The organism is Photobacterium sp. Ph5 (assembly GCF_022129445.1).
GTDB lineage: Bacteria > Pseudomonadota > Gammaproteobacteria > Enterobacterales > Vibrionaceae > Photobacterium.
In genome coordinates this window covers 1-20,238 of record NZ_JADQAQ010000067.1, presented here as the reverse complement: position 1 = coordinate 20,238, position 20,238 = coordinate 1, and the positions used below count along the sequence as shown (strand labels likewise).

The window sequence follows — 20,238 nt, the reverse complement described above, 5'->3', positions numbered from 1 at the left end:
TTTCAACGAGTGCCCACACAGATTGCATGGTCAAATTGTTAAAGAACAATACTGAACTCGGTAACCGCTTGCGCCGTTGTCCGTGTCAGTGGGGTCGCATTATAAGAGCAAAAACAAAGATGGCAAGCATAAATTAAACAAAAACAATCGAGCGTTCACAATTCAAGCAATAACTTCTTTCCTGATTGTTTTTACCTCTATTTTCGCCATCTCTTTTACTAAATCACCTTGTTTAAGTTTAGTGATTAATTGCAAAACACAAGACGCTTAATCACGATGCGATGCAATCTGTCTCAATAGTTGATGATTTTCTTACTGAGTGTCACTGAAACATGGCACTAAGTTTGAATTCTTTATTAAAAGTCATTAGCGGAGCACTGTAATGAAGACTATTGGTTATGTGATCCCTTGTTTCCCTACACTATCTGAAACGTTCACAGGTGTTGAAATGAGATCAATGATAGCTCTTGGCCATCATGTTGTTCCATTTTCATTTATCAAAGGTCAACACTTTCAACGAGCTGATATTCCATTAATGAAGCAATGCTGCTACTCCTCAAGCCTTCCCTACTATAGTTTACGCCATATAATCCACTCGGTAAGAAGTTTACCTTTTATTTGCCAACAACATGAGTTTGGAAAGCTCGCACTTATTCGACAAGGCTTACAATTAGCGCTATGGGCACATAGCTACCAATGTCGGCATCTTCATGCGCATTTTGCTTGGCATAGCGCAGCGATTGCAATCGTTGCGGCAAAAATATTGAATATTTCAGTATCATTTGTTGGGCATGGCGCTGATATCTATGCTGGACCTCAAGATTTACAAGCCAAGCTTTCCCATTGTCAGTTTTGCTGCGCGGTGACAAAGGCAATGCATGATCATCTGCAATCTCTAACAAAAACGCCTGTTCACTATCTACCTTGTGGGATTGAAGAGCAAAACTATCCCACCTTAAATAATGATTGGTCTCCATCTAAACGTTTTTTATTTATAGGTCGATTGGTTGAAAAAAAAGGGATCATTACGTTATTAAAAGCAATACAACGACTCAAACACCCCATTGAAATTGATATTGTTGGTGATGGGCCATTAAAAATGGAACTCATGTCTTTTTGTAAACAGCATGAACTCATACACGCTGTTTCTTTCTTAGGAAGTCAGAATGCAGATTGGCTACGATCTCACGCTGAACGCTACCAAGGGCTAATTGCTCCTTTTACCATTGCTACGAATGGTGATATGGATACAGGTCCATTAGTCTTAAAAGAAGCGCTTGCATTAGGGATCCCTATTATTACGACCAACCTTGTCGGCTGTACTGAGATCCTTTCGCCTGATATAGGAGTGATGATAAAGAAAGATTCACCTGAAGAATTAGCAACGGCGATTACAAACCACCAGCTAAAGAGCCATCAGGAATTAAAAACTCAAAGAGAGCTCGGTTATCGCCACGTTATAAAAACCTTTACAGCAAAAGCTCAAGCGCAACGACTATCACAGTGGATTGAAGCGCTATGAACACATTAAAGGTTGTTGCGGTTTATGGTATTGGTGTCGTCTTTTGTAAACTAATGGGATTGCTGCTTCAACCTTATGTTACAGATCAATTAGGCTTAGAAGAGTACGGTAAGCTTGATGTTTTGTTAGTTTTAACCACATTCTTATCGTTGATCATTAGCCTAGGCATCATTGATGGCCTTTATCGCTTTTATCATGATGCATTAAACCCCACACGTTTATTGGGTCAAGCCTTATGGCAAGTCATATTATGTGGTGCAATGATCACTGGCTTACTTCTATTTTTTAATCACGATATTCAAGCCCTTTTACCTGGCCCTCCGCCACTTTTTGCCTTTAATTGTTTTATTTTTACTATCTACTTTAACGCTCTTAACGCGATCCCTTTAGTAAAGTTGCGAATTGATAATAATGCCAAACACTTTGTCAGTATTTTACTTATAACAGCATTAGTGCAAGCAGTGTTAACACTCTTGTTGGTTGCAACATGGCAAGTTGATGGTATGGCTTTAGCTGGATTGATCGCACAACTCGTGTGTGGTGTTTTACTTTATAAACAATGGCCAATACCGCATTTCTCAATTAGCCCCGAATTATTAAAATATGGCGCTATTCTAACGATCTCCGGATTATTGGGTTTTATTTCATTAGGTGCTGAGCGTTGGGCTATCGCACATTATTTAGGCGTAGAAGCTGTATCTCCTTATGCTATTGCAATGCAGTGGGGAGTTGCCGCTAGTCTATTAATAGAACCTTTTGCATTGTGGTGGTTTCCAAAACGATTTAGCTTTATCAATACAGATCAACGAAAACAACACTTAGCCAATATTACTATTTTAGCTTGCCAGTTGTGCGTACTTATTTCAGCTCTTGTCCTTTTGTTTGGCCCTGTTTTTTTAAGGTTTTGGCTTAATGCTGAATTTAATTACAGTAGTGTTCTTATCCCATTTATCGCATTGTGGTTAATGTTGAAAGGCTGTTGTACTTTTCTCAATGTCGGCTGCTATTACCACAAACATGGACAGGGAATATTATTGATTAATAGCCTGTCAACACTACTATCGTTACTCGTTTTTATTTATGTCCTACCCTTATTCGATATTCTCGCATTGATCTATTGTGGCATTGCAATTCAAGCATTACGCCTTGTTATTTTTTACTTTTATAGTCAATACCATCTCCCTCTGCTATATCCTCTCTCTGATTTGTTTGTCAGTTTTTCGCTTATTACATTGATTTGCTTTTGTCAGCAATATCAACTCACTTATTTTCTCATTCTGTTAACTTCTCTTCTTTGCCTTCAAATATACTGGCCTTGGCGTCACCATTGTAACTATCGTTATGTATTACAGGTGATCTATGACAAAAGATAAGCAAATTATCATTGCTTTGTTAAGTACGGTAAGCTGCTTTATCGTTAGTAATTATACGTTTAAACATTACTTTGCTTTTCTTGGCGTACTAGCCCTGCCCTTTGTTGTTAAACGTGCCTTTTTGCTCTGTATTTGGTTTATCCTCTTCTCCTATTTTCGCTTACATGAAGCAATGCCCTTTCTTGAGCCCTTTAAAATACCGAAGTTATTAGCACTTGCTTGCTTGGTCGGTTTAAGTTGGCAGTTATGGATGAACTATCGTAACTTCAAGTGGCACCCATTACATACATGGCTACTTTGCTTTGCATTTTGGGTCACTATTAGCTGTGCTTTTGCTTCTAATAGAGCGGAATCATTTGAAATGTTGTCAGGCAACTTTCTAAAAATTGTATTAATGGTTTTTGCTATTAGTTTATTACCCACCCATATTTCTCAACTTAAAAAAATCCCTTTCCTGCTCTTTCTTTGTGGACTATTGATTGCATCTATTACGTTGTATAACAAACACTATGAGATTGGATTAGTCGAAGAAACGCGTGTCACTATCGGACGAGCATTTGGATCAATGCTCGGTGATCCAAATGATCTCTCTTTAGTCCTTTTGTTTCCGCTATCATTTACCTCTGTCTATATTTTTCACGGTCACATTATTTCTCGTATTATTTCTGCACTCATTACTATTACGCTTCTTGCTGGTATTGCTGCGACTGAAAGCCGAGGAGGGCAACTAGGGATAATTAGCGTGATGTTTATGTCACTACTACTTCGTAGTAAAAATATCGTCACGCCACTTATCATTACAGCTATTGGTATTATTGTTTTATTTATCGCTGCAGGTATTGAAAACAGATTTGTATCAACTGCCAGTACAGGCACCATTGATGAGTCAGCAATGGGACGCCTTTATGCTTGGGGCGCCGCAATAATGATGGCTGTAGATCATCCATTAACAGGCGTTGGATTAAGTAATTTTTATAATAATTACTATTTTTACTCCGTCCATTGGGATGGTAAGAACCACGCAGTTCATAGCTCTTGGTTTGAGATCTTAGCTGAGAATGGATTTGTTGGACTGTTCTTATTTGCAACTTTGTTAATAAAAACTTTTCAACTTAGTTATCGCTTACTAAACCGATTAAAACACACAACATATCAACCTCTTTCTGAAGGTCTCTGGCTTGGCATGATTTCATTTTCTGTTAGTGGTACCTTTCTAACACAAGGAACAACCTGGCCTTTCTATATCTTATTAAGTTTAGTCATTGCAACGGATCGATTAACCCGTAATGGCAGTCAACGCCCTCAAAAGGATTTGAATCATGGAGCATGATATAGAATTTATTGTTTTTGGTGAGGATTGGGGACGACATCCATCGAGTTCTCAGCACTTAATATCAATCATTGCGAAACAATATCCCGTCTACTGGATCAACTCTATTGGTTTAAGGCAACCCAAACTTCAAGCTAAAGATATCAACCGTATCATCGAAAAGATCATAGCTTTTATTAGCCGTACAGCATTAACTGAAACTTCCCTCCCTCCCCAAAACTTAAAAAAAATAATCAAACCACTCGTTTGGCCATTGGCTCGAAACAAGGCTATTAAGTACATCAATAAGAAACTATTAGCGACACAACTTCCCCAAAAAAAACACTATCGCGTTTTATGGGTCGCTCTACCGAGTGCGATTGAATATATCGAACTCTGCCAAGCTGATTTAATTATTTATTATTGCGGAGATGATTTTTCAGCACTGACTGGCGTCGATCACGATAAAACAATACAGGCAGAACAAACATTGAGTATGCAAGCCGATATCATCTATGTCGCAAACGAACAATTAATGGCGCGTTTCCCAAGGGAAAAGACACACTATTTACCCCATGGTGTTGATCTTCATTTATTTCAATCAAAAAATGAATGCCCACCAGCCATTGATGAAAAGAAAAAAAACATTGGTTTCTATGGTAGTTTAAATGATTGGCTTGATTACGATTTATTGCAACAACTCGCATTAGCTCGTCCACAAATACAATTTTATTTACTCGGCAATAAGGACTGTCCTAAAGCTCAGCAATTGCAAAATGAGAATATACATCTATTACCAGCGATTCCTCATCATCAACTTGCTAGTTATGTACAACATTGGCATGCTGCTATTTTACCTTTCATCAACAATCGTCAAATTCAAATGTGTAACCCCTTAAAATTAAGAGAATATTTGGCTGCTGGATGCCCCGTAATCAGCAGTGATTACAAAGCCGCAACAGAGTACACACCTTTAGTATTAATTGCGAAAACTCAAATAGAATGGCTATCAGCGATTGATCGCATTACACAGCTAAGCCCACAGCAAGTCGCAGAATATAAACAACAAGCATACCAATGTATTCAGCATGACAGCTGGCAGCAACGTATTGAAAAGGTTATTCATAACATACAAAAAATACGCGGTTCGTCCACTGAATAACAAAACCTAACATCAGGCACTCTTTTTGCACTCTTCCTTATACACACAAGAAAAAGGAATACGTGATGATAAGAACAATTTATCTAATCATCTTGTTAGGGTTGGTTGGGTGTGCCAGTACCTCACAATCAAATAAACAATTAGAGCTTTTTTTTAGTTCAGAACAAGTAACGTTAACCGCAGAGCAACACCGTAAAATCATTCAGTTTTTTTCAACTTTCTCATATAACCAAATAACAGCGACCGTCGGGCCAGCTAAGCTCAATAATAAATTTGAAGCTTTATTACACAGCCAAAAACGCATGCAAAATATAGAGAAGATCGCACAAGACCATCAGATCCCTTTAACGTTGGAATACTCGCCAAAAATAACAGTCGATACGTTGCTCCTTCGGAGTAACTAACTGTATGCGGCACCTCTTTATAACGCGGCTATATCCACTGCTGTATGGATTATGGCTTCACCGTTATTTATTAATTTTACCTATTATCATTATGCCTTTTCTAATGACGATAGGCGGTTTTCTTAAAACCAAGTATTACTACTCTGAAACCACTATTTTGGTTCAGGAGGCAGCATTACTTAATCCTTTTTTAGAAGATCTCTCTATTTCAATGAACCTACAGCAACGTATCAAAGCGCTACAAGTCGTGATCCAAAGCCAATCAACCTTAGCTATCGTGATTGATGAACTCGATCTAGTACCAGATAAAAACCCGCAACAAGTAAAATACGTTGCCGCTCAACTTGAAAAAGGCATCAGCCTTGATCTGACAGGTAACGATCTCGTTCAAATGAGTCTTGTGTGGCAACAACCTGAACAAATTCCAGAAATATTAAATACCCTCTCCCGTATTTTCTTAGAAAAACTGCGAGCACCAGGACGTGCATCCGTTGATAATTCTGAAGTGTTTTTACAAAAACAATTAACGACAACCCAAAAAGATTTAGAACTTGCAGAAAGTGAACTTGCCACATTTAAAGCAAAAAATGCCGATAACCTACCGCTGCTGCAAGGAGTCAATGTTGATACTAGTATTAAATTAGCAAGAAAAATAAATGAATCAGAACTGGCTTTACTCCACGCGAAAAGTAAACGTGACAGCATGTATAAAACGCTCATTAATACCAACCCTGTTATCGGCAAACTTGAACAAGAAATTGTTATAGCCGAAGCCGAACTTGCTATCTTACGTGCCAGTTATACAGATAAGCACTCATCGATAAAAAATGTACTCCGTCGGTTAAATAGGCTAAAACAAGAGCGAACACGACAAGTTGAATTGCAGCAATCTCTCACTCCTGATCAAATCGATAGTTTATGGCAACGGCTGGCCAACAGCTCTCAAGATCCTGAAAACCAATCCCAACCTATATTACTCAGCCAATTTGAAGCATTGCAGCAGGCAGAATCTGAAATCGACGCCATTAATCAAGAGCTCATTTTACTAAAAGAACAAGCCGCTAATATCATTGGTAAACGGGTTGAGTTTGCAGAGTTAGAAAAAAAACTTACCAGTTTAGATCGTAATTACAAAGTCAAATCGACCATTTATAACCAACTACTCGAACGCTATGAAATGGCTAGAGTCACCGGTCACCTCGGGCGTTTTGAAGAACCTGATAAACTAAAAATAATCGACAAACCCTCAATACCGAATGCTCCTCAAAACTGGCCTTGGTGGCTAAACTTTTTATCCGGCATTATTTTTGGCGCAGTCATTGCTTTATTTCTCGTAGGCGTAACCATTATTTTTGATACACGATTATATCAATCCAATCATATCCGACAGTTAGTATCTTACCCAATATTGGTACGTATTCCTTACTTCTCAAAGGAACTTGAACATGATTAGAACGTTGCAAGTCGTCCAACATTTACGCCCCGGAGGGCTAGAGAAACTCGTTCTTAATCTGGTTCGTTTTGCATCATCAAATCATCGTGTTTATATTGTCTCACTAGAAGAAACAGCCACATCCGCCATTACAGCTTGGTCTGAATTAGCTGAATTCAAAAACCAGTTAGTATTTTTAAATAAGCCTTTAGGGGTACATCTCCATACCGCTTATCAATTAAGAAAGCTCATTAAGACACTCAAGATCACGACTGTTCATAGTCACCATTTAGGCCCTTTGCTCTATAGTCGACTTGCGCTATTAGGGTTAAGCACAGCTCATATTCATACCGAACATGACAGCTGGCACCTAGAAGAGCCAAAACAGCAAACCCTCACCCGTTGGCTATTAAAAAATAAACATATCGAGCTCGTTGCCGATGCCCCGACAATAGCCAAAGATCTTCAGCAACGATTAGGTCGTCCAGTTGATCATATTATTAATAACGGTATCGACTGCCATTTTTACTGTATTGGTGATCAAGCAGATGCTCGTCATAACTTAGCGTTGCCTCAGGAACAAATACTTATTGGTTGTGCTGGGCGGCTAGTTTCAGAAAAAGGAATTGATACCATGCTTCTCGCCCTATCATCACTTCCTCCGCATTATCATCTCGTTATTGCAGGAGATGGCGAGCAGTTATTAAACCTCAAACAGCTAGCCTGTCGTTTACAGCTTGAGCATCGTATTCACTGGTTGGGTTATTGTAAAAACATGCGATCTTTTTACCGTGCTATTGATGTATTCTGCATGCCATCACGTCATGAAGGGCTTCCCTTAGCCTTGCTTGAAGCACAAGCTTGCGGTAAGCCAATTGTGGCATCCAATATTGGTGCGATCCCTGATGTAGCTCACCCCGACAATAGCGTCTTAGTATCCCCTGATGATCCAGCTCAATTAGCTCACGCTCTACATCATGTGCTGACACATAAAATCAGTAAAACAAAAAACTCTCATTTCATTCAACATATTGCTGATGTAAGAACTATGACAGCAGCGTATGAAGCCCTCGCTAAATAAGGAGCGAATTATGATGATAAGTTGGCTTATCCTTTTAATTCTAACGCTCATTATTCTTTATCATCATGTTATCTATAGCGCACTTATGGTGTGGTATGGGCAACACTTGAAACGAAAAGCCATTACTGTAGAACCTGATAGTTTTCCTGCAATTGCGATCCTCATCCCTGCTTATAATGAGGAAGCACATATTAACGATAAACTGGCTAATTTATTGATGCTTGATTATCCAGCTGAAAAACTTTTTATCTTCATTTGTTGCGATGGGTGTAGTGATGAAACCGCGCAACTTTGTCGCCAATGGGAAAGAAAATTTAAACGAGCTAACATTCACTTCCAACTGCAAATAAGCACAAATAACAAAGGAAAATTAGCGCGCCTTAATCAATTAATGACGATGGCACAACCTTATGCAGAGTTGGTTGCATTAAGTGATGTCTCTGCACTTATCTCAATAGATGCTCTCAAACAAGCTACCCACAGTTTTAACGATCCTAAAATTGGCGCTATTACGGGTAATTATCTTATTTATGATGGTAATACGGGTGAGAAGCAATATTGGTCATGGCAGAATAATATGCGCTTTGCGGAATCACATTTAGGCAGTGTCATTGGCGGCAATGGCGCTTTTTATATTATGCGAGCACGTTTATTTCAGCCATTGCCTCACGACACCATCAATGACGACTTCATGCTGCCGATGCAAGTGCTTAAGCAAGGTTATAATGTGATTTATAACGAATGCATTAACAGTATTGAACTTGATATTAGTAGCAATGAACAAACTCATCAACGAAGACAGCGTATTGGCGCTGGTAACTTACAACAACTGATCCGTTGCCGCTTTGTATTTAATCTCCACCAGCCCGGGGTGAAATGGTTGTTTGCTTCAGGTAAGGGGTTAAGAACCTTAATGCCTTTTATTTTCATCATGTATATAAGCATCACTTGTTATCTCGCTGCCCACGGATCACTTCTCGCAATATGGTTAACTGGGCTACAAGTCGTCGGTTATGGTCTTGCTGCACTACCTCTGCTTGGCGTTAAAAATAAACTATTAGATAAATTACATTATTTAATAGGAGGTTACCTATCATCTTTAATTGGTATGCTACGCTATCTCTTTGGACAATTTAGGTATGGTTGGAAAAGACAACCGCCTCTCAATGCCTACCAACATTCTTTCACCATTATTCTTAAACGCTTCTTCGACATTCTTCTCAGTTGTATCGGATTATTACTCACACTCCCCCTATGGCCTCTGATTGCCTTATTGATACGGTTAGATTCCAAAGGCGATATTTTTTATCGACAGGTTCGTGTCGGACAAATCAATGATGAACATATTATGTTGTTCTCAATGTTGAAATTTCGCACCATGCGACCAAATGCTGAAGCCCAAAGTGGCGCGGTATGGTCTCAAAAAAATGATCCTCGCATCACGCGGATAGGCTGTTTCTTAAGAGACACACGACTAGATGAATTACCTCAATTTATTAACGTGATAAAGGGAGATATGTCATTGATAGGCCCCCGTCCAGAACGCCCTGAACTATGTGGGAATTTGCAAAATGCATTGCCTTTCTACTTAGAGCGAACTCGAGGATTGCGCCCAGGTATCACAGGGTTAGCACAAGTAAATCAAGGCTATGACAGTTGCATTGAGGACGTTAAAGCGAAGATCGCATGGGATCATGCCTACGCAATCGCGTTAGCGTCACCATTACAATGGCTTAGAATGGATTGTTGGATATTGCTCAAAACAGCATACATTATGGTAACGAGACGTGGACAATAGTTGGCACAACCTTTGAATCATATTATTTAAAATAGAGAATAAGGAATACCTATGTTCGCATCGTCCAGTTCGGTTATCGCACTTGCTCTACAAGATGAATTTGATGCGCAAAAAGCGAGGGAGCTTGAAAGTGAATTTGATGTTCTTAGCCAAACTGAGCGTATGGAATTAGTCATTGATATGACACAAGTCCAATTTATCGATTCATGTGGTATTGGTGCAATTGTTTTTCTCTATAAACGCTTAAAAAGCCGAGGTCGCCGTTTACGTCTACTTAATGTTAACGGTCAGCCAAGGGAACTGATGCAAATGCTCAGGATAGATAAAGTGATCCCACTGATCACATCAGCAGAGTTAACCTAATGAAATCGCCACTATTACTGCTTGTTACTCTATTATCACTACTGACAGGTTGCAGTAATTTTTGGCCTGCACAAGGGGAAATACCTCTTCCACCTCCTAAGCAAACACAACTCCATCAACTCGAACATCACCAGTTTGAACTCCAATTACTCGCAACACGAGGAGCCAAACATTGTCTTCCTGGTCAATATATCCGATTAGAAAACCTTTACTTAAAAGCAAGAGAAGAAGCCCTGCACGGCTTTGATCGTGATGCTGAAATTACCCTTTTGAAATATCAGACCCAAAATGCTGTGATCCAAAAACAAATGGATTGGTTGGAATACCACACACTGTGTCTTGATCCTCACTATTCTGAAGTTGAGCTCAAAGAACGTTTTTTATTATATATGGCTGTCGATAATCAGTTTGCACTAAATAAAATAACCTTGTTGCCTAATTATCAAGAATCACTCCGTTATGCGGCTGAAATAATAAAACGTCAAGAACACTGGCACTTACAACTTATTGGCTATACCGATAGCCAAGGTAATGAACAGAGTAATTATGTTCTTGGCTTAAAAAGAGCCAATACGGTTAAAGACTTCTTGGTTGAAAATGGTGTTGATACCAATCAAATTAGTGTATTGAGTGTTGGGGAATCACGAGCCATTGCCGATAATACTCTCACAAAGCAACTCAATAATAGGAAAGTGGAAGCAAGAGTCTTGGTTGAACATCACGCTCAGTCCATTCATCGCGTATTTGATATTAAGGACTGGCATGCAATTCGAGATGGCTTATGATCCGTATATTTTGCCTACTCATTCTCTTTATTTTTCCCCCTTCGTTGCAGGCAGATAGTACAATCACGCTAACAGCAGGCGATCGTATTTTCTTGTTCGTTCCTGGTGAAAAGGCATTTCGTGACGATTTCACGATTGATGATAACGGAAAAATTCAACTTCCAGAGGTCGGCACTATCTCTATTGCAGATCTCACAATCAAAGATGCTGAACAAAAAATAAAACAAAAACTATCATCAATCTATCTAAACCTTGATGACTTTAAGCTTACCTTAAAAGAACAACTCATCCGTATTCATGTACTTGGCTATGTTGAAACCCCAGGTACTGTATCACTAAAGCCTAACAGTAATGTTCAATTAGCTTTAGCAGCTGTTGGCGGCGCAAGACCAGGCGCACAATTAGATAAATTTTCCATCACCCATAATGGTATCTCTCAACCCTTTAATTATAAAAAGTATTTAGATACTGGCGATATATCTAACCTACCAACTTTAGCCAATGGCGATACCATTTTCGTCCCCGTCTCTCCACTTCTTGGCAATATTGAAGTTGATTTTGATGCAGCAACCATTCAAAACACTGGTGATTCAAATAAGAACAATGGGTTAACTTTATTTGGTGAAGTCCGAAATCCGGGTACATTCAGCTATAAACCAGAAATGAATGTGGTTGATGCACTTATGCGTGCAGACGGTGTGACACGCTATGCCGATGTCACCAAAATTCGTGTGGTTACTGAGAATAAACCATATATTTTTGATTTAAAAACCTACTTAGATACAGGGGATACTCAACACCTTCCTCCAGTAAAAGCGGGAACCACCATTTTTGCACCTATCGAAGTCGATGACATTAGCACAACAGCAAGAACCGTCTTTGTCATGGGAGAAGTAAAAGCGGCGGGCGCTTACGAAATAGGAAAAGATACAAAGTTTATTGATGTGCTGGCTAATGCCGGTGGTCCAACTCGTTTCGCTGATACCACTCAAATAAAAATTCTCAGCGAAACTGACGCTCCCGTCACTATCAATCTCATCAAATTTACTCAATCCCCACAAGATTATGATATTCCCCTGATGAAAACGGGTGATGTCATTTTCATTCCAGAAAAAGCCACTGTAAATGAAAAGTCATGGCTAAAGATCACTGAAGATCGCTCAATAAAAATCATAGGGGCAATCAATGCTCCTGGGCGTTATGAATGGAGCCACTCCATGGACTTTATGGATCTACTTGCCCATGCAGAAGGTCCAACTAAACGTGCAAATTTAAGCAATATTCGACTCATCACTGAAGATACAGATCTTACTAAAGGTCATGACGTCTCTTTTTTTAATTTCCAAACCTTTATCAAAGAAGGTCATCCCAAAAAACTACTTCCCCCACTTTCTGCAGGAATGACCATTATTGTTGATGAGTTACCCGATGATCCCAGTGATAATAAAGGCAGTTGGTTACGCCAATCACCAAAAGACTCTATTTATATATTTGGATCAATAGGCTCACCAGGGCGCTATGCCTTTAATAATGAGCAAGGATTTCTTGATATCCTCGCAGCTGCAGACGGTCCTAATAATGAAGCAGACTTACAAGAAGTACTTATCACACACCGTAATGGTACCCAAAGCCATGTCACTCAATTAGATCTTTCAGAATATTTTCGTTCAGGAGATGAATCAGTTTTACCCAAAGTAGTACCTGGTGATGTTATTTATATCCCAAAAACATCAAAACCCTCTGATCATCTCGCTGTAAAAATTATCGGGGCAGTTTATGCTCCTGGACGTTTCAATTTTAACGCTAAACTCACTTTTTTAGATCTCTTATCTATGGCTGGAGGACCAAAAGAGAAAGCAAATTTATCCAGTATTCGCATTGTAAGACTTCCCAAAAAAGATAAGCCTTCAGCACAAGGACACCAAGTGATCTTTTTTGACCTTGAGAATTTCATTAAACAAGGAAGTCCTGAAAAAAAACTCCCCACGATCATGTTTGGCGATACCATTATCGTTGATGAACTTCCCCATGATCCTAGCGACAATAAATCAAGTTGGCTGCGTCAGGCTGCAAAAGATTCAATCTATATTTTTGGTGCTGTTGGTGCCCCTGGTCGTTATGCTTTTAATAAAGAGCAAGGCTTTCTCGATATTCTATCTGCCGCTGATGGGCCAATTGGCGAGGCCGACATTCAAGAATTACTGATCACACACCGTAATGGCAAAAAAACAACCGTTTCTCATTTTGATCTTGCAAGATATTTTGAAACAGGTAACGAAAGCCTTCTTCCTACCGTACTTCCAGGTGATGTCATTTATGTGCCGCAAACAACTCAAGCAAAAGATGATAAAACCGTGATGGTTATTGGCTCCGTAAAAGGACCGGGGCGATTTAAATGGAATAATAAACTGACTTTTTTAGAAATTTTTGCGCTTGCTGGCGGCCCCTTAGAAAGTGCTAACTTAAGCAGCATTCGCATTATCAAGAAAAATAAAAACGATCCAAATAGTATTATTTACTTTAATTTGGAGAAATTCATCGACCGTGGCGGTAGTTTTTCAGCCCTCCCCACTATAAAAGCGGGAGATACCATCATGGTCGATGAACTCCCCCATGATCCTAGTGATAATAAATCAACATGGATACGACAAAATGCTGATGAATCAATTTATGTCTTTGGATCAGTCAACGCACCAGGACGATATGCTTTTAATAGTGAGCTCGGTTTTTTAGATATTCTTTCAGCAGCAGATGGCCCAAACAAATATGCGAATTTACAACAAATAAAAATCAGCCATCGTAACGGGACTCATGCCAATGTTACAACACTAAACCTTACTCTATATTTTGAAACTGGCGATGAGAGCTTATTGCCAAAAGTAGTGCCTGGTGATGTTATTTATATTCCGCAACGCGATGGAAATTGGTTAGATAAACCGGCAAATCGCGTGGTAAGACTCATGGGAGAAGTAAAAAAACCAGGACGCTACTCATTCAACAGTCAGATGTCTTTGCTTGATTTACTAGCAGAAGCCGGCGGCCCCACAGATAAAGCTTATATAGACAAAATAATGATCGTCAATAGTTCATGTTGCGGAGATAAAAGCCAAACATTCAGTCTACGAGACTACATAAAATATCCAGCAGAAACACCGATCCCCATGCTTCGTCCTGGCGATACGGTATATGTACCCAATGAAGATGATTCAACAAGCACACTGTTAAGACAAGGGCTTCAAGATGCATTTAGCTTTGTGACAACCTTGCTTGTAATAGGAGCTGCATTATGAAACCTTGGTTGAGTGAAGAGATGGAGCATCTGTTTCAACAATTGCACCAGCAACAACTACGCATTATTTGTATTGCAAGCTGTAACCAAAAATGTGGTAGTTCAACAATGAGTTATTGGCTCGCTGAACGATGCTCAGAAAACAAAACAAAAGTGCTATTGATCGATCTTGATCTTTCCGGATCGGGGCAAGGGTATGAGCCAACGCCTTGGGAGCCTGAAAATAAGAATAAAGAACAAAACCTCATTAAAAAACACCCGTTTCTAGATATCTTGCCCCAACCCAAAGATCAAACAACAGTACTTACACTGCGACAACCTCATAAACTTCGCTATCTCCTTCAATATTGGCAGCAACATTACCACTATATTATTTGTGATACAGGCAACATTAACACCGCTAACTGGCGTAATTTACCCGCAGTAAACATCGCTAATGCTAGCGATGGCATTCTGCTATGCCTATCCGCGGCTAAGACAACAGAAAGTGAGTTACTAACAAGTATTACCAAGCTAGAAAAAAGTAACTGTAATGTCATTGGTATTATTATAAATGATCAGTTTAATCCAACACTCGCGCAACGCTTATTGAAAAGTCTTAATACCAAAGCATGGTGGTTACCAAAAAGAATCAAAGAAAAAATCACCACAATGCTAAAAAATAGCCAACTTCTACAAGGAAAGTATCAATGATCAATCAGATATTATTCAAACAGACTTTTTGCTTAAATTACGATAACTTAAAAACAATCAGGCACTGGTTAAAAACACAAAGCAATAAGCTAAATTTAAGTTATGAGCTAAGTCAGCATATGATCCTAGTTTGTAATGAATACTGTGTTAATCTACTTGCACATCAACGCTTAACCGCAAGTCACGTTGAATTAAAATATGCCTTACGTAATAATCAAGCGCGATTTGAAATCATTGATAACGGCTCTCATTGGCAAGCGATGAAAGAAAAAATCAGCTCCGCAACATTACCTGAAGAGGCAACTTGCAATAAACTAGGGTTAGCCCTGATCAAGACCTACTTCCCTGACTTTAAATATTTTCTGACAAATCATCAAAATATAATTCAATTCAACCTTCCACAACATAAACCAAAACCACAACTGCTTATTGTTGATGATAGCCCAAGCCAACTCGCACTCTTTGCCACTTTTCTACGCCATCACTATCAACTCATTCTCTTCAGTAAGCCCTGTGAGGCGCTCAACTGGCTAGCTCATAGTCGTTGTGACATGGTTATAACTGATTTACACATGCCAAATATAGATGGTTTCAGTTTTAGAGACAAAGTAACAAAACTCAATCACTGCCAATCATTACCCTTTATTTTTATCTCAGCTGACAACAAAGACGCCACACTTTTAGAAGCCGCAAGAGCTGGTATTGATGACTATTTAACAAAACCACTCAATAAAGAAAAATTACTCACAATTTTGAAGCGAGTATTAAAACGTCATAGCACACTGGCCACTGTTTTTGAAAAACAACTGCTGGCACAAATGACGCCTTATCAATCAGAATTCCCATCTCAAATTACCCTTCGAGATATCACCATCGATATTGATCAATACCCCATAAACCAAGGTGACTTTTTGTTGTATCGAAAACCCCAAAAAAACAAACCCGCAATGCTCATCCTCGGAGATAATATGGGACATGGTCCGCTGGCTAAAGCTAATGGTATTGGCTGGTTTGGTTATATTGCTGGTTTGCTTGATGCTGGCATCGAGAGTCCTAAAAAGATATGTGAGATACTCAACCAGCAACTTATTTCGGCACACAATAATCGTCATTTAATTTGTTTAATGATAATGACAATAGACAATAATAATATCGTCCATATCTACAACGCAGGCATGCCTGCTGCACTCCAATTAGGTCATAATAAGAGCATACATCTAGAAGAAAATATGGGGTTATTAGGGATAAATACGCAATTAGCCATAAAACCAAAGCTCATCACATTAACCAAAGATATCAGCCTTCATTGCTACAGCGATGGACTCGCTAACCACCCAATTACAATGAACCAAATCAATCAATTAACACATTATCAAGCCAAAGAAAGGCATAAAAAAATATGGCATAACCCACAACGCTCAACCATTGATGATAAAACACTAATCAGCATCTATAGATAAATTACGACTTAATTCCATAAGCGTTAGCAAGTATATTCCATCGTTGTTTTCCACTAAATTTAGTCACAACTTGGATATAACTATATTTAGAACACGCTTGCCACTCTTTGTTAGTCATTGAATCAAAACACAAGACGTACCAGACTAACTTTGACCAATCGAACTCATCAACAAGCCATCTAGAATCCACAAGCAAAGATAAATCACCAACTTTTGTGCCTATAACCGGAATCCCGTGCGCCATTGCTTCTAACGCGGCCATTGGTAACCCTTCAGCACGCGAAGAGATAAGCAGTAAATCAATTTTGCTCCAGTGCGATGACATATCTTCTACGGCACCATGCCATTTAATATTAGGGTAACTCCCCAACAAATTCGATTCCTCACCATCACCAAACACATGAAACTTAATAGTCGGACACTGGTTAGAAAGTTGTAAATAGCGGTCAATGCCTTTGACATGACACAACCGACCAACAAAACCAACTTGCAAGATCGTATGCCGACTGCGTAAAACAAAGGAAGGAATAGAGTGAATAAAGTTATTTAGAACATAACACTGAAAAGGTACTTTCGATTTTATCTCATCACTTACCGCAAAATTCGTCGATAAAAAACTAGTTGAACGATTAAGCCATTCATAAAAAGCAAGTCGCCCTATAAGAAACTCACCAGCATGAAAGCTGGTAAGCACTTTACATCTGCGTAACACTTTTAAACATCGAGCCCATAATGATGATTTATACCCATGAGCATGCAGAATATCTTGAGAATTAACTAACAATGAGAATTGTAAAAAACCTGTAGATGTAAAATATTCAATTTTATTTTGTTCTAACAAACGATAGAGCGGGTGATTAGATGCTTTAGAGATAAAAACAACTTTGAACGGGACTTTCTGATCTTTAAGGAGCAATGAAAGCTGTAATACATGGCTTTCAATCCCTCCGAAACCTGAACTATCAAGCATTACATAAAGCATAGTAACCATAAAATGAATTCGTCATTCCAAATTACATGCAAAAAAAAAGCCGAGTCTAATGACTCGGCTTCTCTTTTTATTTAACGGCTATTGCTTATTCAGCAGCAGCTTCTTCCTTTGCAGGACGGTCTAATAACTCGATGTAAGCCATAGGAGCTTTATCACCAGTACGGAAACCGCACTTCATGATACGAGTGTAACCACCAGGACGCGCAGCAAAGCGAGGACCTAGTTCGTTAAATAATTTCGCAACAACTTCGTTGTCACGAGTACGAGCGAATGCAAGACGACGGTTAGCAACACTGTCTGTCTTAGCTAGGGTAATCAAAGGCTCAATTACGCGACGTAGCTCTTTTGCTTTTGGCAGGGTAGTCTTAATTAATTCGTGACGTACCAGAGAGCTAGCCATGTTGCTGAACATCGCTTTACGATGACTGCTGTTGCGGTTGAGTTGACGACCACTCTTACGATGGCGCATGACCTAATCCTTCTAACTAGATATCAGTAAACTATTAATCTTCAGCGATTGAAGCAGGCGGCCAATTTTCTAGGCGCATACCTAGAGATAGACCACGAGATGCCAATACATCTTTGATTTCTGTCAAAGACTTCTTACCAAGGTTTGGCGTTTTAAGAAGCTCAACCTCAGTACGCTGAACAAGATCACCGATGTAGTGGATCGCTTCTGCTTTTAGACAGTTAGCAGAGCGAACAGTTAGTTCAAGATCGTCTACAGGACGCAGTAGGATCGGATCGAACTCCGGCTTCTCTTCTTTTTCTTCTGGAACTCGTACATCTCGAAGATCTACGAATGCATCCAATTGTTCAGCAAGAATAGTTGCTGCACGACGGATAGCTTCCTCAGGATCAAGAGTACCATTAGTCTCCATATCGATTACTAGCTTGTCTAAGTCAGTGCGTTGTTCAACGCGAGCTGCTTCAACAGCGTAAGCAATACGGTCCACTGGGCTGTAAGTAGCATCTACTAACAGACGACCAATTGGACGCTCATCTTCTTCAGTGTGAATACGAGCTGATGCTGGTACGTAGCCGCGACCACGCTCTACCTTGATGCGCATGCTTAATTCAGCATTGTCATCAGTAATATGGCAGATTACGTGCTCTGGGTTCGCAATCTCAACATCACCATCATGGGTGATGTCACCTGCAACAACAGGGCCTGCACCAGATTTGTTCAGAGTAAGAATAACTTCATCTTTACCCTCAACCTTAACGGCTAGACCTTTAAGGTTTAGAAGAATTTCAAGGATATCCTCCTGAACGCCTTCTTTGGTGCTGTACTCATGTAACACACCGTCGATTTCAACTTCTGTTACAGCACAACCTGGCATAGAAGATAATAAAATACGACGAAGAGCGTTTCCTAAAGTGTGGCCAAAACCACGCTCTAATGGCTCTAGAGTTACTTTTGCGTGTGTCGTGCTAACTTGTTCGATGTCAACAAGACGCGGCTTAAGAAATTCTGTTACAGAACCCTGCATTGTGTCCTCTCTTAACTGTAGCCTTACTTAGAGTAAAGCTCGACGATCAGGTGTTCATTGATGTCGGCAGACAAATCAGAACGTTCTGGAAGACGCTTAAACGTACCTTCCATCTTGCTGCTGTCTACTTCGACCCAAGTCGGTAGTTCACGCTGTGTAGCAACTTCTAGAGCTGCTTTAATGCGTGCTTGGTTCTTAGCTTTCTCACGAATGCTAACAACGTCGTTTGCCGCTACCTTGAAAGAAGGAACGTTTACGACTTGACCGTTAACTAGGATCGCTTTGTGGCTTACCAATTGACGTGCTTCTGCGCGAGTTGCGCCAAAGCCCATGCGGTAAACTACGTTATCTAGACGACCTTCAAGAAGCTGAAGCAGGTTTTCACCTGTGTTACCCTTGATGCGGGCAGCTGTCTTGTAGTAGTTACGGAATTGTTTTTCTAGTACGCCATATGTACGACGAACTTTCTGCTTCTCACGAAGCTGAACGCCGTAATCAGATAGACGACCACGACGAGCACCATGTTGGCCCGGCGCGTTATCAATCTTACACTTGGTATCAATCGCACGTACACCAGACTTAAGGAATAAGTCAGTGCCTTCGCGACGGCTAAGCTTTAGCTTAGGACCCAAATATCTTGCCATTTTTCTTTCTCCAATTTCCTAGAAACGAAACGTTATACGCGACGTTTCTTAGGTGGACGACAACCGTTATGAGGGATCGGAGTCGCATCAACAATGTTAGTGATACGGAAACCCGCTGCGTTTAAAGCACGGATTGTAGACTCACGACCAGGACCAGGGCCCTTAACCATAACTTCTAGGTTCTTAACGCCATATTCTTTGGCCATTTCACCACAACGCTCAGCAGCAACCTGTGCAGCGAACGGAGTAGATTTACGAGAACCACGGAAACCTGAACCACCTGCAGTAGCCCAAGATAGAGCGTTACCTTGACGGTCAGTAATGGTTACGATTGTGTTATTGAAAGAAGCATGGATGTGCGCAACGCCATCTGCTACTTGCTTGCGTACGCGCTTACGAGCGCGAGTTGGTTGTTTTGCCATTGTACTCTACCTTATCC

Annotated in this window: 18 protein-coding genes; 13 read left to right on the top strand and 5 right to left on the bottom strand. The window is 39.9% G+C overall.

Annotation, left to right across the window (positions count from 1 at the left end):
* The first annotated feature begins 382 nt into the window (after positions 1-382).
* The 13 genes from I3259_RS18360 to I3259_RS18300 all read left to right on the top strand — a co-directional run bounded on the left by I3259_RS18360 (position 383) and on the right by I3259_RS18300 (position 16,671).
* Positions 383-1,522, top strand: coding sequence for a glycosyltransferase (locus tag I3259_RS18360; protein WP_238031157.1), 1,140 nt, complete (start codon positions 383-385; stop codon positions 1,520-1,522).
* A complete protein-coding gene (locus I3259_RS18355) occupies positions 1,519-2,895 on the top strand; it encodes an oligosaccharide flippase family protein (RefSeq protein WP_238031156.1) in 1,377 nt (458 codons plus the stop codon). Before I3259_RS18360 ends, I3259_RS18355 begins: the two co-directional genes overlap by 4 nt.
* Entirely contained in the window at positions 2,882-4,225 is a 1,344-nt protein-coding gene (locus I3259_RS18350) for an O-antigen ligase family protein (RefSeq protein ID WP_238031155.1), read from the top strand. Before I3259_RS18355 ends, I3259_RS18350 begins: the two co-directional genes overlap by 14 nt.
* A complete protein-coding gene (locus I3259_RS18345) occupies positions 4,215-5,366 on the top strand; it encodes a glycosyltransferase (protein ID WP_238031154.1) in 1,152 nt (383 codons plus the stop codon). Before I3259_RS18350 ends, I3259_RS18345 begins: the two co-directional genes overlap by 11 nt.
* Positions 5,367-5,431: 65 nt before the next feature.
* A complete protein-coding gene (locus I3259_RS18340; protein ID WP_238031153.1) occupies positions 5,432-5,770 on the top strand; it encodes a hypothetical protein in 339 nt (112 codons plus the stop codon).
* Positions 5,771-5,774: 4 nt separating this feature from the next.
* The gene (locus I3259_RS18335; RefSeq protein WP_238031152.1) at positions 5,775-7,223 is read left to right on the top strand and encodes a sugar transporter; all 1,449 of its coding nucleotides are present in this window, start codon (positions 5,775-5,777) and stop codon (positions 7,221-7,223) included.
* Positions 7,216-8,283: a glycosyltransferase gene (locus I3259_RS18330; RefSeq protein WP_238031151.1), complete on the top strand. Its 1,068-nt coding sequence runs from the start codon at positions 7,216-7,218 to the stop codon at positions 8,281-8,283. The genes I3259_RS18335 and I3259_RS18330 overlap by 8 nt, the downstream gene beginning before the upstream one ends.
* 10 nt (positions 8,284-8,293) lie before the next feature.
* Entirely contained in the window at positions 8,294-10,081 is a 1,788-nt protein-coding gene (locus I3259_RS18325) for a sugar transferase (RefSeq protein WP_238031150.1), read from the top strand.
* 51 nt (positions 10,082-10,132) lie between these two features.
* Complete coding sequence (locus tag I3259_RS18320; RefSeq protein WP_238031149.1) at positions 10,133-10,444, top strand: STAS domain-containing protein; 312 nt, start codon at positions 10,133-10,135, stop codon at positions 10,442-10,444.
* Positions 10,444-11,229, top strand: a complete 786-nt coding sequence (locus tag I3259_RS18315) for an OmpA family protein (RefSeq protein WP_238031148.1) — start codon at positions 10,444-10,446, stop codon at positions 11,227-11,229. The genes I3259_RS18320 and I3259_RS18315 overlap by 1 nt, the downstream gene beginning before the upstream one ends.
* Entirely contained in the window at positions 11,226-14,519 is a 3,294-nt protein-coding gene (locus tag I3259_RS18310) for an SLBB domain-containing protein (RefSeq protein WP_238031147.1), read from the top strand. The genes I3259_RS18315 and I3259_RS18310 overlap by 4 nt, the downstream gene beginning before the upstream one ends.
* Positions 14,516-15,211: a hypothetical protein gene (locus tag I3259_RS18305; protein ID WP_238031146.1), complete on the top strand. Its 696-nt coding sequence runs from the start codon at positions 14,516-14,518 to the stop codon at positions 15,209-15,211. Before I3259_RS18310 ends, I3259_RS18305 begins: the two co-directional genes overlap by 4 nt.
* Positions 15,208-16,671 carry a response regulator gene (locus tag I3259_RS18300; RefSeq protein ID WP_238031145.1) on the top strand — a complete coding sequence of 488 codons (1,464 nt, stop codon included), beginning with the start codon at positions 15,208-15,210 and terminating at the stop codon, positions 16,669-16,671. Before I3259_RS18305 ends, I3259_RS18300 begins: the two co-directional genes overlap by 4 nt.
* Before the next feature lies 1 nt (position 16,672).
* Here the strand turns inward: I3259_RS18300 and I3259_RS18295 are convergent, their stop codons facing one another.
* The 5 genes from I3259_RS18295 to rpsK form a co-directional block, all read right to left on the bottom strand.
* Positions 16,673-17,662: a glycosyltransferase family 4 protein gene (locus tag I3259_RS18295; protein ID WP_238031144.1), complete on the bottom strand. Its 990-nt coding sequence runs from the start codon at positions 17,660-17,662 to the stop codon at positions 16,673-16,675.
* Between the two features lie 85 nt (positions 17,663-17,747).
* Positions 17,748-18,131 (bottom strand): 50S ribosomal protein L17, encoded by a 384-nt coding sequence (gene rplQ / locus I3259_RS18290; protein ID WP_005370955.1) that lies wholly within the window; start codon positions 18,129-18,131, stop codon positions 17,748-17,750.
* A gap of 34 nt (positions 18,132-18,165) precedes the next feature.
* Positions 18,166-19,155 (bottom strand): DNA-directed RNA polymerase subunit alpha, encoded by a 990-nt coding sequence (rpoA, locus tag I3259_RS18285; RefSeq protein ID WP_005370957.1) that lies wholly within the window; start codon positions 19,153-19,155, stop codon positions 18,166-18,168.
* 23 nt (positions 19,156-19,178) lie between these two features.
* The gene (gene rpsD, locus I3259_RS18280) at positions 19,179-19,799 is read right to left on the bottom strand and encodes a 30S ribosomal protein S4 (protein ID WP_005370959.1); all 621 of its coding nucleotides are present in this window, start codon (positions 19,797-19,799) and stop codon (positions 19,179-19,181) included.
* A gap of 32 nt (positions 19,800-19,831) precedes the next feature.
* On the bottom strand, positions 19,832-20,221 hold the full coding sequence (gene rpsK, locus I3259_RS18275) for a 30S ribosomal protein S11 (RefSeq protein WP_005370963.1): 390 nt from the start codon (positions 20,219-20,221) through the stop codon (positions 19,832-19,834).
* Positions 20,222-20,238: the final 17 nt, after the last annotated feature.

Bases quoted from the DNA above. Each gene is read 5' to 3' on its own strand.
- I3259_RS18360 (WP_238031157.1), top strand. From the start codon at position 383: ATGAAGACTATTGGTTATGTGATCCCTTGTTTCCCTACACTATCTGAA.
- I3259_RS18355 (WP_238031156.1), top strand. From the start codon at position 1,519: ATGAACACATTAAAGGTTGTTGCGGTTTATGGTATTGGTGTCGTCTTT.
- I3259_RS18350 (WP_238031155.1), top strand. From the start codon at position 2,882: ATGACAAAAGATAAGCAAATTATCATTGCTTTGTTAAGTACGGTAAGC.
- I3259_RS18345 (WP_238031154.1), top strand. From the start codon at position 4,215: ATGGAGCATGATATAGAATTTATTGTTTTTGGTGAGGATTGGGGACGA.
- I3259_RS18340 (WP_238031153.1), top strand. From the start codon at position 5,432: ATGATAAGAACAATTTATCTAATCATCTTGTTAGGGTTGGTTGGGTGT.
- I3259_RS18335 (WP_238031152.1), top strand. From the start codon at position 5,775: ATGCGGCACCTCTTTATAACGCGGCTATATCCACTGCTGTATGGATTA.
- I3259_RS18330 (WP_238031151.1), top strand. From the start codon at position 7,216: ATGATTAGAACGTTGCAAGTCGTCCAACATTTACGCCCCGGAGGGCTA.
- I3259_RS18325 (WP_238031150.1), top strand. From the start codon at position 8,294: ATGATGATAAGTTGGCTTATCCTTTTAATTCTAACGCTCATTATTCTT.
- I3259_RS18320 (WP_238031149.1), top strand. From the start codon at position 10,133: ATGTTCGCATCGTCCAGTTCGGTTATCGCACTTGCTCTACAAGATGAA.
- I3259_RS18315 (WP_238031148.1), top strand. From the start codon at position 10,444: ATGAAATCGCCACTATTACTGCTTGTTACTCTATTATCACTACTGACA.
- I3259_RS18310 (WP_238031147.1), top strand. From the start codon at position 11,226: ATGATCCGTATATTTTGCCTACTCATTCTCTTTATTTTTCCCCCTTCG.
- I3259_RS18305 (WP_238031146.1), top strand. From the start codon at position 14,516: ATGAAACCTTGGTTGAGTGAAGAGATGGAGCATCTGTTTCAACAATTG.
- I3259_RS18300 (WP_238031145.1), top strand. From the start codon at position 15,208: ATGATCAATCAGATATTATTCAAACAGACTTTTTGCTTAAATTACGAT.
- I3259_RS18295 (WP_238031144.1), bottom strand. From the start codon at position 17,662: ATGGTTACTATGCTTTATGTAATGCTTGATAGTTCAGGTTTCGGAGGG.
- rplQ (WP_005370955.1), bottom strand. From the start codon at position 18,131: ATGCGCCATCGTAAGAGTGGTCGTCAACTCAACCGCAACAGCAGTCAT.
- rpoA (WP_005370957.1), bottom strand. From the start codon at position 19,155: ATGCAGGGTTCTGTAACAGAATTTCTTAAGCCGCGTCTTGTTGACATC.
- rpsD (WP_005370959.1), bottom strand. From the start codon at position 19,799: ATGGCAAGATATTTGGGTCCTAAGCTAAAGCTTAGCCGTCGCGAAGGC.
- rpsK (WP_005370963.1), bottom strand. From the start codon at position 20,221: ATGGCAAAACAACCAACTCGCGCTCGTAAGCGCGTACGCAAGCAAGTA.